The 15,531-nt window shown below is 40.8% G+C and carries 14 protein-coding genes; 8 read left to right on the top strand and 6 right to left on the bottom strand.

Annotation, left to right across the window (positions count from 1 at the left end; genetic code table 11):
* Positions 1-29: 29 nt before the first annotated feature.
* Positions 30-1,298, bottom strand: a complete 1,269-nt coding sequence (locus tag Q7J63_RS11715; protein WP_304886315.1) for a DUF5103 domain-containing protein — start codon at positions 1,296-1,298, stop codon at positions 30-32.
* 95 nt (positions 1,299-1,393) lie between these two features.
* On the bottom strand, positions 1,394-3,322 hold the full coding sequence (locus Q7J63_RS11710) for an ABC-F family ATP-binding cassette domain-containing protein (RefSeq protein WP_026333556.1): 1,929 nt from the start codon (positions 3,320-3,322) through the stop codon (positions 1,394-1,396).
* 95 nt (positions 3,323-3,417) lie between these two features.
* On the opposite strand from Q7J63_RS11710, the gene Q7J63_RS11705 reads away from it, so the two are divergent.
* Positions 3,418-4,545, top strand: a complete 1,128-nt coding sequence (locus tag Q7J63_RS11705) for a sorbosone dehydrogenase family protein (RefSeq protein WP_304886313.1) — start codon at positions 3,418-3,420, stop codon at positions 4,543-4,545.
* Between the two features lie 62 nt (positions 4,546-4,607).
* On the opposite strand, the gene Q7J63_RS11700 is transcribed toward Q7J63_RS11705, so the two are convergent.
* The 4 genes from Q7J63_RS11700 to Q7J63_RS11685 all read right to left on the bottom strand — a co-directional run bounded on the left by Q7J63_RS11700 (position 4,608) and on the right by Q7J63_RS11685 (position 9,073).
* Positions 4,608-5,927 carry an AarF/ABC1/UbiB kinase family protein gene (locus tag Q7J63_RS11700; RefSeq protein WP_304886311.1) on the bottom strand — a complete coding sequence of 440 codons (1,320 nt, stop codon included), beginning with the start codon at positions 5,925-5,927 and terminating at the stop codon, positions 4,608-4,610.
* Between the two features lie 11 nt (positions 5,928-5,938).
* On the bottom strand, positions 5,939-6,604 hold the full coding sequence (locus Q7J63_RS11695; protein WP_304886309.1) for a TetR family transcriptional regulator C-terminal domain-containing protein: 666 nt from the start codon (positions 6,602-6,604) through the stop codon (positions 5,939-5,941).
* A gap of 120 nt (positions 6,605-6,724) precedes the next feature.
* Positions 6,725-7,267, bottom strand: a complete 543-nt coding sequence (hslV, locus tag Q7J63_RS11690; protein WP_019597249.1) for an ATP-dependent protease subunit HslV — start codon at positions 7,265-7,267, stop codon at positions 6,725-6,727.
* Positions 7,268-7,363: 96 nt separating this feature from the next.
* A complete protein-coding gene (locus tag Q7J63_RS11685; protein ID WP_304886307.1) occupies positions 7,364-9,073 on the bottom strand; it encodes a pyruvate dehydrogenase complex dihydrolipoamide acetyltransferase in 1,710 nt (569 codons plus the stop codon).
* A 122-nt stretch (positions 9,074-9,195) separates the two neighbouring features.
* Between Q7J63_RS11685 and Q7J63_RS11680 the strand changes: the two genes are divergently transcribed.
* From Q7J63_RS11680 to Q7J63_RS11650, 7 genes are all read left to right on the top strand, one after another.
* A complete protein-coding gene (locus Q7J63_RS11680; protein WP_304886306.1) occupies positions 9,196-10,155 on the top strand; it encodes a YheT family hydrolase in 960 nt (319 codons plus the stop codon).
* A 25-nt stretch (positions 10,156-10,180) separates the two neighbouring features.
* A complete protein-coding gene (locus tag Q7J63_RS11675; RefSeq protein WP_304886304.1) occupies positions 10,181-10,879 on the top strand; it encodes an SOS response-associated peptidase in 699 nt (232 codons plus the stop codon).
* Positions 10,879-11,778 carry an MBL fold metallo-hydrolase gene (locus Q7J63_RS11670; RefSeq protein ID WP_304886302.1) on the top strand — a complete coding sequence of 300 codons (900 nt, stop codon included), beginning with the start codon at positions 10,879-10,881 and terminating at the stop codon, positions 11,776-11,778. Before Q7J63_RS11675 ends, Q7J63_RS11670 begins: the two co-directional genes overlap by 1 nt.
* A 149-nt stretch (positions 11,779-11,927) precedes the next feature.
* Positions 11,928-12,926 (top strand): 3-oxoacyl-ACP synthase III family protein, encoded by a 999-nt coding sequence (locus tag Q7J63_RS11665; protein WP_304886301.1) that lies wholly within the window; start codon positions 11,928-11,930, stop codon positions 12,924-12,926.
* A gap of 10 nt (positions 12,927-12,936) precedes the next feature.
* Positions 12,937-13,500, top strand: a complete 564-nt coding sequence (locus Q7J63_RS11660; RefSeq protein ID WP_304886299.1) for a hypothetical protein — start codon at positions 12,937-12,939, stop codon at positions 13,498-13,500.
* An 84-nt stretch (positions 13,501-13,584) separates the two neighbouring features.
* Entirely contained in the window at positions 13,585-15,174 is a 1,590-nt protein-coding gene (locus Q7J63_RS11655) for a toxin-antitoxin system YwqK family antitoxin (protein ID WP_019597256.1), read from the top strand.
* Positions 15,175-15,218: 44 nt separating this feature from the next.
* On the top strand, positions 15,219-15,392 hold the full coding sequence (locus Q7J63_RS11650) for a Lacal_2735 family protein (RefSeq protein WP_019597257.1): 174 nt from the start codon (positions 15,219-15,221) through the stop codon (positions 15,390-15,392).
* The last annotated feature ends 139 nt before the right edge of the window (positions 15,393-15,531 follow it).

The following is a 15,531-nucleotide window of genomic DNA, read 5'->3' as shown; positions in this document are numbered from 1 at the left end:
AAATCCCGATCAAATGATCGGGATTTTTTTTATAGCCTTCTTTTATTTGGATTAAGATTGACATATCCGATCAGTTCGTCATACCTGGATCCCATATCCCGGTAATAAACCAAAACTTCATACTCATTTTCGGTTTCAAAATAATCCCCTTCCAAACTGCTGGTTTCCCATCCGTTCGCATGTAAATAAGCAAATTGATAATCATACCAACCTTGTTTCAACAATAGATTGGCCTGATAAGTATTGGTTTTTTTGTTGAGTGTCATTTTTGCATTTGGATCTCTCCCCCATTGGGTCAGTGCTCCAATGATATATGGTGGTTCAAGGATACCATCTGAAGCCAGATTAAAAGTCGTCAGAAGGTATTCACTTTCAAGTTCATGGTTCTGCCTCTCAAAGTTGAAAATCGCATATTGACCATTCACATCGAGATATTGAGAATAGGTCAAAGTAGGCCTGGGCACATCCACCAAGGTTTCTGCATAGACAATATCCTCCTCCATAGTTACTTTTGCTATGTTGACACCTCTAGTCCTCACATACCTTAGGTCAACAAACCTAAATTCATTGCCAGCCATAAAGGTATTTGTTCCATCAAACAATTGATATTCCATCATTTTGATGTCCTCTCGCACCATGGTGGGTTTTAAATCCATTTTGACATTGTCCCAGCGCTGGTTTTGTCGAATGATAACTTTTAAAGTGTTTCTTGGGTCAAATACTTCTCGATTGTTATAATTCAAATTCAGGTTGATTTGCTGCGCACTTCTTCTTTTCTCAGTTTGGCTCGATGGAACTACCTTAGCCACTACCTGAACTTGGTTTTGAAACACCATGAATCTCCTGGTCAATATGGTTTGCGATTCATCCCTATTGCGGTAAACCTGTATGATGTAATTCCCAGATTTGGAAACTTTAGGAAGTAGGAAATTGTAATGGATGTAGGGAATCCTTGTATTGATGGAATAAGAATAGTCAAGTATATTAAACTCGTTGAACTGATTCAGGTACTCATTCTCTTTCAAATCAGAGGGCCTCCAATCTGAATTGCAGTGGATGATCTTTGCTGAATATTGGTCAGGGTCAAAGGACAAGTCGTCAAAGGTAAGATTCAGGGGTAAATTTGCTCCCAAAGCGATCACTGGAGAACTCAATTGACTGGCAAAATCGGTTGAATTGGGAAAAAGTCTAACCGACTGGATGTTTTCTTCAAATATCCTGTCAAACATAACTTGTTGCCCAAATAATTGGGCATGGAATACAAATCCAGTAATAAGGAGGGATAGAAAGGCTTTCATCTTATTTATTTTAATGAACATTCAATATAAAAAAATAATGCCAAACTATCTCTTTACAAAGTAGTTTGGCATTATTTGAAAAACAACGCGCAGATTTAAGAAAGCACTTCTTGGAGAAGACCAATTTCCTCCACCAAGGATTCCCATTTCAAATTCAAGGTTTCTTCTTTTTGTTTGAACTGAAGATATTTTTGATTTGCTTTTTGCAATTTATCCGCATCGGCAAAAACTTCTGGACTGGCCATTTCTACTTCCAATCCCTTCTTTTTGGTTTCTATTTGAAGAATCTCCGCTTCAATAAGCGTCAATTCCTGCTCCTTTTTTTTTAAGTCCTTTTTAGCTTGATTGGTTTCGGAAGGAGGAACATCCTTTTTCTTGTTCTCGACTTTGGCTTTTGGCTCGCTTTTTACCTTTGCGGCCACACTATCCTGATTTTTGGCTTGCCATTCCACATACTCATCGTAGGTTCCTGGATATTCTTTTATCTCATGATTTTCGATGTACCAAATCTTGTTGGCAACTCCCCTGATGAAATGTCTATCGTGGGAAACCGTGATAAAAGTTCCTTCATACTGCTCCAGCGCCTGAATCAATATATTTACAGACTGGATGTCCAAGTGATTGGTTGGCTCATCCAAAAGCAGGAAATTGGCTTCAGAGATCAAAGTCTTGGCCAATGCCACCCTTGATTTTTCCCCACCGGAAAGGACTTTTATTTTCTTGAAAACATCATCGCTACTAAAAAGGAAACAGCCTAGTACGCCGCGCAATTCTGTCTCTGACTTGTCAGATCCTGCTTGCACCATTTCCTGGATAATCTCATTGTTGATGTTCAAAGCCTCCAACTGATGCTGGGCATAAAATGACTTGATCACGTTAAAGCCTTGCTCACTTTTCCCTTCCACGGGTTCTGTCCCACTCAAAATCCTCAAGAGTGTTGATTTCCCCTTTCCATTGGCACCGATCAAAGCGATCTTATCTCCTCTTTCTATCCTTACTGTAGTGTTTTTCAAAATCACCAGGTCTCCATAAGCCTTGGAAACATGATCCAAAACAACAACGTCCCTTCCTGATTTTTGGGAAAACTTGAATTTGAAATTCACTGAAACATTATTGTCCACCACCTCAGAAACCCGATCCAGCCTTCCCAAGGCCTTCACCCGAGATTGAACTTGATTGGATTTGGTAGCCTTTGCCCTGAAGCGTTCAATAAACTTTTCAGTTTGCTTGATCATCTGCTGCTGGTTTTCATAGGCATTTTGCTGGATTTCCATCCGCTCCTTTTTCTCTTCTTTGTAAAAAGAATAGTTACCGGAATACTGTATGAGACTTTCATTCGTGACTTCCACCACCGAATCAATGCAATTGTCCAGAAAATCCTGATCGTGGGAAACCACGACTACGGCTCCTTCATATCCCTTCAGATAGTTTTCAACCCATTGGATGGAAGGCAAATCCAAGTGGTTGGTAGGTTCATCCAACATCAACAATGCTGGCTTTTCCAAAAGCAACTTCGCCAGCATTACCCTCATTCTCCACCCACCGGAAAAAGTCTTCAGTGGCCTGTTCAAATCTTTTGTATTGAAACCGATTCCTTCCAGTACCTCTTCGGCTTTGGCTTTGATGGTGTAGCCTTCATTTGCCTCAAACTGATCCTGCAAATGGGCAAGTTTATGCAATACTTCTTCTGAATAATCGGTTTCCATCAACTTAAGCGTTGCATCGATTTCGTCCTGAAGTTTTAGCGTGTCTTTAAAGGCCTCTAAAGCCACATCCAATATACTGTCCTCAGACAGATAAGAAAGTAAATCCTGGTTCAAGAATCCAATGGTGCAATCTTTGGCTTTTTGGATATCCCCTGAAGAAGGTTGAAAATCACCGTTTATTATTTTCAATAAGGTGGATTTGCCAGTTCCATTGGCGCCGACAAGTCCAATTTTGTCTTTTGGTTTTATGTGCAGAGAGGCATTTTCATACAAAGCTCTCCCTCCAATAAAATAGGATAGGTTGTTCATTGATAACATGGTGCAAAAATACGGAATCTCCCATTCATAAAATATTTACTGGAAAAAATTAACGATATTTCTGATCTTACAGGCCAAATAAAAACCTTTTCACCATGTTCAGATCTCTGTTTTTCCTCAGTTCTCTATTTTTAAGCCTTTCTTGTTCGGGGCAAAACACCAAGTCCGGGGAAATAAAACTTGAAACGATCACCTTACCAGAGAATTTCAAAATCAGCGTTTGGGCAGATCAAGTGCCCAATGCAAGATCGCTGGCAAGAAGCGATGAAGGGATCGTTTTTGTTGGCAACAGGCAGGGAGACAAAGTATATGCGCTCCAAGACACGGATGGCGATGGGAAAGCAGACAAAAAATACGTTTTGGCGGAAGGTCTTCGAATGCCAAATGGAGTAGCTTTCAAGGATGGTGATCTTTATGTGGCTGAAGTCAGCCGCATATTGCGGTTCAAGGACATTTCCAATTCACTGGAAAACCCAACGTATGAAGTAGTCTCAGATCAATTTCCTGACAAAGCACATCATGGCTGGAAATTTATCGCCTTTGGGCCTGACGGAAAATTATATGTGCCTGTGGGTGCTCCCTGCAATATCTGTGAACCTGAAGAGGAAATTTTTGCTTCTATCACCCGAATCGATGTCAACGATCCACAGTCAAAACCAGAAATTTTCGCAAAAGGAGTAAGGAATACAGTTGGCTTTGACTGGCATCCTGAAACAGGTGAATTATGGTTTACGGAGAACAACCGTGACATGATGGGCGATGATGTTCCGGACTGTGAATTGAATGCTGCTCCAGAAAAAGGCATGCATTTCGGCTACCCCTATTGGCATGCTGGCGATGTGAAGGACCCGGAGTTTGGAAACAAAGGGAAATCGATGGGAAGTTATACTGCTCCAAAAGCAAAACTAGGCGCCCATACCGCCCCTTTAGGAATGCGATTCTATACTGGCCAAATGTTCCCTGACACCTACCGCAACTCCATCCTCATCGCAAAACATGGGTCTTGGAACAGAAGTAAAAAAGTGGGTTATCAACTGACAAACATTACGTTAGACACCAACAGTGGAGTAGAAAAAGAGACAGTTTTCGCTGAGGGATGGTTGAATCACGAAACCCAGGAAGTCTGGGGAAGACCAGTGGATGTTTTGGAAATGCCTGATGGAAGTCTTTTGGTCTCAGACGATATGGCCAATTGCATTTATAGAATCACTTATGAGAAATAAAAAAATGCTGATTAGGTTTAAATCTAATCAGCATTTTATATTTTTTCATGCTTTGAATACTACTATTTCAACCAATCGGGCTTTGTGGTGACCACAGTTGCCTGCAACTGATTCAGAAGATTGTACACGCCGAAATAAGTACGATTGATATAAAGGCCATGTCGTGAACCCCTTGCTTGCCTCGACTTTCTAAACATTTTCTCATTAGAAATCCGATCACCCAATTGGAAGATTTTTTCAAAATATGTGTCATCTGAAAAATCAAAGGTGTCTACGTGAAAAGGTTTTCCCAACAAGGAGATCATTTCCTTAAAAACACTCTTAAAATAGAGTTTTTCCTCATCGTTGTCTTTTTCACTGATAAACTCAAGGTTGTAGAAAATCTCATTCAACTCCTCTTCATTCATCAGTAAATCCCTTTTGATCAATGAGAAGTATCCATGATAGAAATCCTCCGGAATGACTTTAACGCAGCCAAAATCAATTATCCCCAATGTTCCATCGGGTTGAATGATAAAGTTACCCGGATGGGGATCCGCATGTACCTGCATCAGGTTATGGACTTGATGGTGATAAAAATCCCATAAGGCCTGCCCTATTCGGTTTTTTTGCTCTTGCGTGGGATTCGACTCCAACCATTCCTTGATATGAAGACCATTCAACCAATCCATGGTGATGATCCTTTCACTGCTCAAGTCACTGTAATATTTCGGGAATACAAGATCTTTTATGTGTGCACAGGCCTCAGAAATTTCTCTGGATCGGTCAACTTCCAACACATAGTCTGTTTCTTCGAGAAGTTTTTCCTCCACCTCATCCATGTAGTGATCCAACTCCTTCACATTCATGTTGAGCAATCTCAATGCAAATGGCCTGACCAATTTTAGATCCGAGCTTACTGAATCTGCGACGCCAGGATATTGGATTTTGACCGCAAAGGTCTTTCCATCCTTCGTTGCCTGGTGTACCTGACCAATGGATGCGGCATTGATGGCCGACTTGGTGAAGGTATCAAACATCTGATCTGGATTTTTACCAAAGTATTTTTGGAAGGTCTTTATGACTAAGGGAAAAGAAAGCGGAGGCGCACTGTATTGCGCCATCGTAAATTTATCTTGATATGCCCGAGGCAAGATATTTTTATCCATGGACATCATTTGGGCAACTTTCAGGGCAGAGCCTTTGAGTTCGCTCAATGAATTGTAAATGTCGGTTGCATTGTTGTTGTGCAGTTCTTCCTTGGTATGGGAGGGATTGACAACTTTTTTAGCATAATGCTTTACATAATTCCCACCTACCTTTGCTCCTGTGGTCAGAAATTTTGCTGCACGCTGTACTTTTGATGTGGGAATATTCTGCTGCTCTTTCACCTTACTCTCCATGATTCCTTTGATTATTTGTTCTGATATAAAAATTTTGCAAAATCGATAAAGGTGTCCAAAGCGCTTTTCCCCATAAGGTCGAAAGCAAGGTTTACTGATTTTTCGATAGCGGCATCCGTTTTTTCGAAGGCTGGTGAAGCATCTTTCAACCAAAATTGAAAGACAAACCACACCTGAAACCAAAGCGCATCATCGTAGCGATCACTGATCACAGGTCTATTGGCAATTTCTTCCGTTTCTTTGCCCTCCAAGATGATCTCATTGGCAAAATCCTTGAATTTGCTTTTGAAGACCTTAACTTCCATTGGTAAAAATTTATCCATTGACTTTTGGTCTTTGTAAATGGACAACAAATAAGACCTGTTTTTTTTCAGCTCTTCAACCCAAGTGAACAAGAAACCCAGTAGCTTCTCCCTTGCGCTGTATTCTTTGAAAACTTCTTGGGATTCAATATTGACAATTGTATTTTCAAAAAGCTGCGCCCATACTGCTGATTTGATCGCCTCGAATGAAGTGAAATAATTGTAAAACTCCTCCTCTTTCATCTTCAAGTCTTTTGCGAACTTAAACACAGAAACAGGTTCTTTACCGTTTTCCAAAACATGTTTTATATAACCTGAAATTATTTTTGATTTTAGATCAGTCTTCACGGCCTTCTTTGCTGGTGCTTTTTCCATAGTGATTTCATTTGATATGGATATAACCAAAAAACAAGCGCTTCGGTTTAGGGAATCTATAAATAAAAAAACCTTGGGCTTACCCAAGGTTTTTTTATTTCCTTAAAACTCAAAAGGCTGTTAGCCCGTGACTTTTTCCACCACAAGATTATGATTGGTATAAATACAAACATCAGCAGCTATCCCGAGGCTTTCCCGAACCATTTGCTCGGCTGTGAGTTCGGGGGCAAATTTTTTCATTGCTCTTGCCGCAGATTGGGCATACATGCTTCCTGAACCGATAGTGGCTATTTCCATGTCTGGCTCTATCACATCACCTGTGCCAGAGATGATTAGAATGTCGGTACTGTCAGCCACAATCATCATTGCTTCCAATTTACTCAGCATCCGGTCTGTGCGCCATTCTTTGGCCAATTCGACCGCAGCCCTTTTCATATTGTTGCCGTAGGCACCCAATTTCTCTTCGAATTTTTCCAATAAAGTAAAAGCATCTGCGGTGGAACCGGCAAAACCTGTCACGATTTTCCCTCCCTGAAGCTTCCTGATTTTGTTTACTGTACTCTTGGCAATTGTATTTCCCAAGGTGGCTTGTCCATCTGCCCCGATCACTACTTCACCATTATGTCGTATCGCCACCACAGTGGTTGATTTTAATCTTTCCATAGTTGAATGAATTATTTTTTTCTTTAATAACAAAACCCATACGCAAGCAAAAAGTCCTGCAGAAACAGGACTTTTTGACATCATTTGTACAATTGGTTAGATCAGGATTCTAACGGGATCCTCGAGCAAACTTTTGAAGGTTTGGAGGAAGGCGGAACCGACAGCTCCATCCACTACCCGATGGTCACAGGACAAGGTGACTTTCATCAAATTCCCAATTTTAATTTGCCCGTCTTTTACAATGGCGGTCTCTTTGATTCCTCCAATAGCCATGATGCAGGCATCTGGTGGATTGACGATCGCAGTGAATTCATCTATACCAAACATCCCAAGATTGGAAATAGTGAAGGTATTTCCTTCCCAATCCTTCGGTTGAAGTTCTTTGTTTTTGGCTTTTCCTCCCAAGGATTTGGCTTCATTTGAAATCTGGGACAATGACTTACTGTCAGCAAATCTGATAACAGGAACCAACAAGCCTTCTTCTACAGCTACCGCCATACCAATGTGGATATGGTCGTTGTACCTGATTTTATCACCCAACCAGGAAGTATTGACTTTTGGATGCTGACGCAAAGAAGCTGCTGCCGCTTTGATCACCATGTCATTAAAGGAGATTTTTACTGGGGAAATCTCATTCATGCTTTTTCTCGCCTCTATTGCCTTGTCCATGTTGATTTCCATGGTCAGGTAAAAATGCGGCGCGGTGAATTTACTTTCGGCCAGTCGTTTTGCAATGGTTTTTCGCATTTGCGAAACTTTCTCCTCTCGGAACGATTCCTGTCCAATTGCTACTGGAGCGGCTCCCTGTGACGTTGCTGCAGCAGCTGGAGCAGCAGGTTTCTTGATACTCGCGGGATCAAATGTCTCAATGTCCCTCATGACAATCCTTCCTGCTTCACCGGATCCTTTTACAAGGGAAATGTCAATTCCTTTATCGGAAGCCATTTTTTTGGCTAAGGGGGAAGCTTTAATTCTCCCATTTTCTGAAGAAGGTTGCGCTACTTCGGAAACTGGAGCATCTTTTGTACTTTCTTTGGCTTTTGGCTCAGCAGGTTTTTCAGCGGTTTTTTCCTCAGAAGCCACTTCCTTGGAAGGTGCCTCCGATGCAGTGTTTTTTGATTTTTGAGCCTGAAGAAGTTTCTCGAAATCAGCTCCTTTTTCACCTATGATGGCAATCACTCCATCAATTTCAACAGAATCACCTGCCTCAACACCGATGTACAACAATGTACCATCCTCGTAGGATTCCAATTCCATCGTAGCCTTGTCAGTTTCCACTTCTGCCAGTATATCTCCGGATTTGATCTCATCCCCAACTTTCTTGAGCCAGGAAGAAATAGTTCCTTCCGTCATGGTATCACTCATCTTGGGCATGGTTATCACCGTGGCATTGATGCCCGAGATGTCCACATCTTCAGTTTTGGCTGGCTTTGGAGCAGCTTCTGGTTTTTCTTTTGGAGCTTCTTCTTTTGTCTCCTCGGAAGAAACCTCCTCTTTTTTATCTTCTTTTTTTGATGAGGGACTTCCCCCTCCTTCGATTTCCTTCAGTAAATCGGTTATGTTTTCACCTTTTTCACCAATGATGGCAATGACTCCATTGACGGGCACCGCATCTTTTTCTTGCACACCAATATGAAGGAGCACACCCTCATCATAGGATTCCAGCTCCATGGTTGCCTTATCGGTTTCCACTTCTGCCAATATATCTCCAGGTTTCACTTCATCTCCAACTTTCTTCAACCACGCAGCGATAACCCCTTCTTCCATGGTGTCACTCATCTTGGGCATTCGTATTATTTCGGCCATAAGCTTGTTTTCCTTATTCAAATTTTAAGCAGTCCAAAAATAGTTCTTAAAATATCCTTATTCAAATTTAATAATAGTATTTTCATGATCTTAAAGTTCACTTCACCACAGTTTGTTTTAAAATGCCATTGATTAACAAGACCGAATACGAAAATCCCAAATGGCTTTTCAACGGTCATTTGCAAACCATCGTGCCGGGATTGTTCAGAAACATCCAACCCTTAGCTTTTGAAAGAGAGCGCATTAACACTCCTGATGGAGATTTTTTGGATCTGGATTGGCTCAAGAACAACTCACAAAAACTCGTCATCATCAGCCATGGATTGGAAGGAAATAGCCAGAGACCTTATATGATGGGGATGGCTAGACAATTTTTCACAAAAGGATTCGATGTCTTGAATTGGAATTTCAGAGGTTGTGGAGAAGAAATTAATCTTAAACCTATTTTTTACCACTCTGGAGCCACTTATGACTTGGATACGGTGATCGAACATGCAGAAAAAAATTATGATGAGATTTTTTTGGTGGGATTTAGCCTCGGGGGCAATCTCACTTTAAAATATTTAGGGGAAGAAAGAAAACGGTCTCCTAAATTGAGAAAGGGTGTTGCCATTTCCGCACCAGTCCATTTGGAAAGTTCCTGCGAAAAAATATCCTCCCGTGAAAATTTCATGTACGCAAACCGCTTTCTCAAAACCTTAAAAGAAAAAGTAATTAAGAAAGCGCAATTATTCCCAAAAGAAATTTCCACAGGCACGCTAAGAAAAATAAAAACCTTGAGGGATTTTGATGATTTCTTTACTGGCCCCATTCATGGGTTTGATGACGCCCATGATTATTATGAACAAAATTCATCACTTTATTTCTTGGAAGGCATCAAACTTCCATCACTCATCCTGAATGCCCAAAACGATCCGTTTTTGAGTCCTAAATGCTTTCCTGTCAAACTAGGAAGAAATTTGGAAAATGTATGGATGGAATTCCCGAAATATGGCGGACATGTGGGATTCATCCAAAGAAAACAACAGGATATTTATTGGTCGGAACAAAGGGCATTTGAATTTATCACTGGAGATCAGTAATTTAAACTTTATTATTTACAACCACATGTGCGGCAGATATTCACTCAGCAAAAGTAAATTGGAATTGGAAGAAAGATACCAAGCGGAAATGCTGGAAGCTTTTGATCCAAGGTACAATATAGCACCCACCCAACTTGTCCCTGTAATCACTTCAGATAGTCCAAGGGGGTTTTCCCATTTTTACTGGGGAATAACCCCTGAATTTTCGAAGAACAAACCTGTCTCCCAAAAATTCATCAACGCAAGGGCCGAAACCATAACAGAAAAAATCTCCTTCAAATCTTCCTTTGAAAAAAGAAGGTGCCTCGTTCCCGCAGATGGTTTTTTTGAATGGAAAAAAGTTGGGAAAAAAATAAGGGTTCCCTACAGATTTACGCTGGCCGATGAAAGCCTATTTTCATTTGCTGGGTTATGGGAAGAATACGAAAATGAAAACGGAATTATCCAACATACCTTTTTGATTCTCACCACCAGTCCTAATGGACTGGTGGCTGATGTCCATGACCGAATGCCTGTCATTATCAAAAAGGAGGATGAGAAAAAATGGCTGGATAAATATTCCTCTGAAGACACTCTTTTGGATATCCTAAAAACCTACCCAGCAGATGGAATGATGTCCTACACAGTCTCGCCTTTGGTCAACCATGTGGGAAATGACAGCCCACAAATCTTGCGAAAAACGTCTCCCATGGATCAATTTGGAAACTATACCCTGTTTGGATAATGGCAAAAACCCACATTATTGACCTTTGCTTTTTGGATACCCAAGAAGCCATTGCTTCCTTTTTGATAGAAACCAGTGATGGACCAATATTGATAGAAACGGGTCCGGAAAGCACTTTTCCACAGCTCCAAAAAGGAATTGAACAGCTGGGGTTTCAACTTCAGGACATCAAGAATGTATTTTTAACCCATATTCATTTCGACCATGCAGGTGCTGCTTGGCAATTCTCAAAATTGGGAGCAAAAATCCACCTCCATCCCTTGGGATTGCCACATTTGGCATCTCCTGAAAAACTTTGGGAATCCGCTGCACGCATTTATGGAAAAGATATGGATCGGCTGTGGGGGAAAATGGAACCCATTCCAGAAGCTTTACTCGTGCCTGTTGATCATTTGGAGATTATCCATATTGGAGATGTTTCTTTGAAAGCACTTCATACACCCGGACATGCGGTCCATCATATCGCTTGGAAATTGGATGGGGATATTTTCACGGGTGATGTAGCTGGGGTTAAAATCAACAATGGCCCGGTAGTCCCTCCTTGCCCCCCGCCGGATATCCACATTGAAAACTGGAAACACTCGATCCAATTCATTCTGAAGAACCAACCGATGAGGCTTTTTTTGACCCATTATGGAATCGTAGAAAACCCCGAAGAGCACTTAGAGGCACTTGAGGATATTTTGGACACCTGGTCAGGATGGATGAAACCTTATTTTGAAAAGGGAATTCCACAAGAAGAAATCATCTCGGAATTCATGAAATATACCAAAAGTGAATTGGAGGCAAAAGGTGTGGATGCCAAAACCATACAAGTATACGAATACGCAAATCCAAGCTGGATGTCCGTTGCAGGATTGATGCGGTATTGGAAATTGAAAAGCCAGGGGAGGATTTAAAACTCGCCGTTAAAATAAATAAGCTTAAAATTGTCTTTTTTCAGTCCCTTGAGGCGTTTAATTTGTTATCCAGATACGAATTGGGATATTTGTCCTCTTTATCACCTGAAATTGATTTGAAAAAACACCCAAAATAACGCATCCAGCAAATGAAAAGATCCAGAATAACAGGAGCAGGACATTATGTTCCCGAGCAAATCATCACCAACGAATACCTTTCCACCATCATTGACACCAATAATGAATGGATCGTGGAAAGAACCGGAATAGAAGAAAGAAGGTGGTTTACTCCTGGAATTGACACCGTGACCTCAATGTCTGTCAACGCTTCAAAAATGGCTTTGGACCGTGCTGGATTGACAGCAAAGGATATTGATTTCATCGTATTTGCCACCATCACACCGGATTATTTTGTGCCTGGAAACGGCGTATTGCTCCAGAGGGAATTGGGTATGCAGGGCAAACCTGCCCTTGATATCCGAAATGCATGTTCAGGATTCATTTATGCACTTTCAGTTGCAGATCAATTCATCAAGACGGGAATGTACAAAAACATCTTGGTCGTTGGCGCGGAGATTCAGTCCTCGGCATTGGACAAAAGTGATGCGGGAAGGTCCAGCACAGTCATTTTTGCCGATGGTGCGGGTGCTGTGGTATTACAGGCCGTCGGGTCAGATGAGCCGGGAATATTGTCCACACATCTGCATGCAGATGGAGATTTTGCCGAAGAACTTTACCTGAAAGACCCAGGAAGCAGCCGAGATGTCAGGCTTTCGCCAGAAATCGTGGAAAACCCAAGTTTCAAGATGTTCATGAACGGAAACGTGGTCTTCAAACATGCAGTAGTGAGATTCCAGGAAGTGATAGAAGAAGCACTTCAAACCAATCATAAGAATAAATCAGAAATTGACCTTCTGGTCACGCATCAAGCCAACCTGAGAATAAGCAATTACATTCAGCAAAAACTTGAGTTGCCCGACGAAAAAGTATTCAACAATATCATGAAACTGGGGAATACAACCGCAGCAACCATCCCAATAGCCCTAAGCGAGGCATGGGAACAAGGCAGACTGAAAAAAGGGGATTTGGTATGCTTGGCAGCCTTTGGAAGTGGATTCACATGGGCTTCAGCCTTGTTGTACTGGTAAACCCCGAAGGATGCCCGATCGAAGAGAAATCAACCTGGACTTATGGAAAAACAGAGATGTTTTTGAAGAAATCAACCTTCAGACAGAAAATTTCTTAAATATATTTTCTGAACTGGCCAATCTCATTTCCCTTGATCGGTTGAAGTCTATCCATCCCTATTCGAAAGGGATGAAAATAAGCAAGGGAAATCAGCTTTCTCAATGCCCCTATCAGGTTCTGGATATTTTGCGGGATTTTCATCCCCAAACTGGCTTCAACATCCGTTTATTGAATTGGTTTGGTCATGGCATGATGATTTTCCTCCATTATGCTCCGACAACAGCCATCCGCTATCAAAAAACGATAGAACGGATCTCAACCGAATTTCATTTGAGTAAAACTTCAAGTCCTTGGGATTACAGCCAATTGATCTTAAGTCCTGCCCCTGAACAGGTATTCGATGTTGCCATTCATCTTTCCGAATTCAACCATGTGCAGCTTTTCAAATTCATAACAATTGAGAAATGTAGTCAAAAAACACTTTTCATATTGACGAGAGAAGTAGAATCCATATTGGATTATCATTCTGGATGACTTCCTAATTTAATCAATTTAACCTAATTTAGAACTGTCCTTTAAGGATTCCGTATTTAAGAGCTGGAATTGAACGAAAACCTTATGAAATCAATTTTTGGAATTTTTGTCTTTGTTATACTATCAAGCCTTTCATTTGGACAGGAAGTAAACAAAATTGTCACAATCTATAATACAGACTCTACTTTCATGGGAACTGGGGTAATGCAAAATGGATTGATGGAGGGATTTTGGAGATTTGAAAACCCGAAAACAAACCAACTCATTCAAACCATGTTTTTTCAAAATGGCCTGAGAGAGGGGAAATCCATCAAGTACCACCCCAACAAAAATAAGCATGTAGAAGCTGAATACAAAGGCAATAAGCTCAATGGGGCGTTCATGGAATATGATGTGACGGGGGCATTAAAACTGGAATTGATTTTCAAAGACAGTATCCCTGTTGGTCCTTACAGGGAATACTACGGCCGCGCAGAAAACCCTGATTTTTTTAATCCTAAACAAATAAAGAAGGAAGGCGATTTTGTCAATGGGAAAAAAGATGGGAGATGGATCACCTATTATAATAGCGGCCAATTGGCGATAGTGGAGAACTACAAGAACGGCATTTTGGAAGGTCCATACATGGAATACAACGTAAATGGCCAGCTGATAGTAGAGGTAATGTATCAAAACAATTTTCCAAATGGACCATTTAAACGCTACTCCTTTGAAAACATGTTGGGTGAACAAGGAGAATACACAAAGGGCAGAAAAACAGGCAAGTGGATCACCTATTTTCCGGGGACAAGAATAGTCGAGTCGGAAAAATCCTATGATGCCAATGGTAACAGTTCGGGAGAATGGAAGTTTTACTACGAAAACAAAAGACTGGCAAGGGTTGAAAAATATGAAAATGGCGTTCCTGTAGGAACATGGGAAGAGTTTTTTCCCAACCAAAATTTGGCAAAAAGAAAAACTTATGCCCTGGGCATGCCTGTTGGAGAATACATCGAACACCATTCCAATGGAAATATATCAGTAACGGGTAAATATGAAAATGGGATGAAAGTTGGCTTATGGAAGAATTACTTTCCGGACGGAACGCTTTTTTCCATCGGAGAATACAAAAATGATTTGAAAACAGACCTTTGGAAATATTTCAACAAAATAAACATTCTGGTAGCAGAAGGGGAATACATTTTAGGTTCAGAAAACGGACAATGGTTTTATTACTATGATGGCGGCCAATTAAAATCGGTTGGGAGTTATTTCCTGGGATTTGAAAATGGTATCTGGGGCTTGTTTTATGACAATAAACAATTGACTCAGGAGGAAACTTGGAGCAATGGTAGACTATTGAATGTCGGTGATTATTACAGTTATGATGGAAGTCAAATTCTCGACAAAGGAACTTTAAAAGATGGGAATGGAACAAGGATCACCTATTATATCACTGGAAAAAAAGAATCAGAAGGACAATACAAATCCGGAAAAGCAGATGGGACTTGGATCTATTACCATGAAAATGGACGGAAGGCTTCAGAGGGAAGTATGATTGACGGTAAGAAAGAAGGCCTTTGGAAGTATTTCAATACCAGTGGAAGACTGGAACAGATCATCACCTTCGAAGAAGATGAGGTGGTTCCGGAAAAGGAGCTAGAACCACTTATCAAGTTCAATCCATTTGATTAAAATTAAACACTGCTGGACTTTTAGGGTTTTAAAAAGAAAAAGACATGTTCGGACTATTTAAGAAAAAATCAGAATTAGAAAAGCTTCAAGAATCCTATAAAACAATTCTTGGAAAAGCGCACCTTGAATCGCAACGTGACAGGACCGCATCGGATAAATTGATGGCCGAGGCAGAGGAAATCGCAAAGAAAATTGATGCCTTGAAAGCCAAAGGGTAGTGGGTGAAAGACCGCAACCTTTTCATTGACTTCATTTGAATTCTAAAATTTCATTTAGGAAGTTAGGGGCAAGTAATGCTTTTGAAATTCAAAATTAATTCTTTGGGCGACAGATAATCGACCGAAACCATATCATTGA

Source organism: Rhodonellum sp. (assembly GCF_030656585.1).
Lineage (GTDB): Bacteria > Bacteroidota > Bacteroidia > Cytophagales > Cyclobacteriaceae > Rhodonellum > Rhodonellum psychrophilum.
This window is presented reverse-complemented; position numbering and strand designations above follow the sequence as displayed.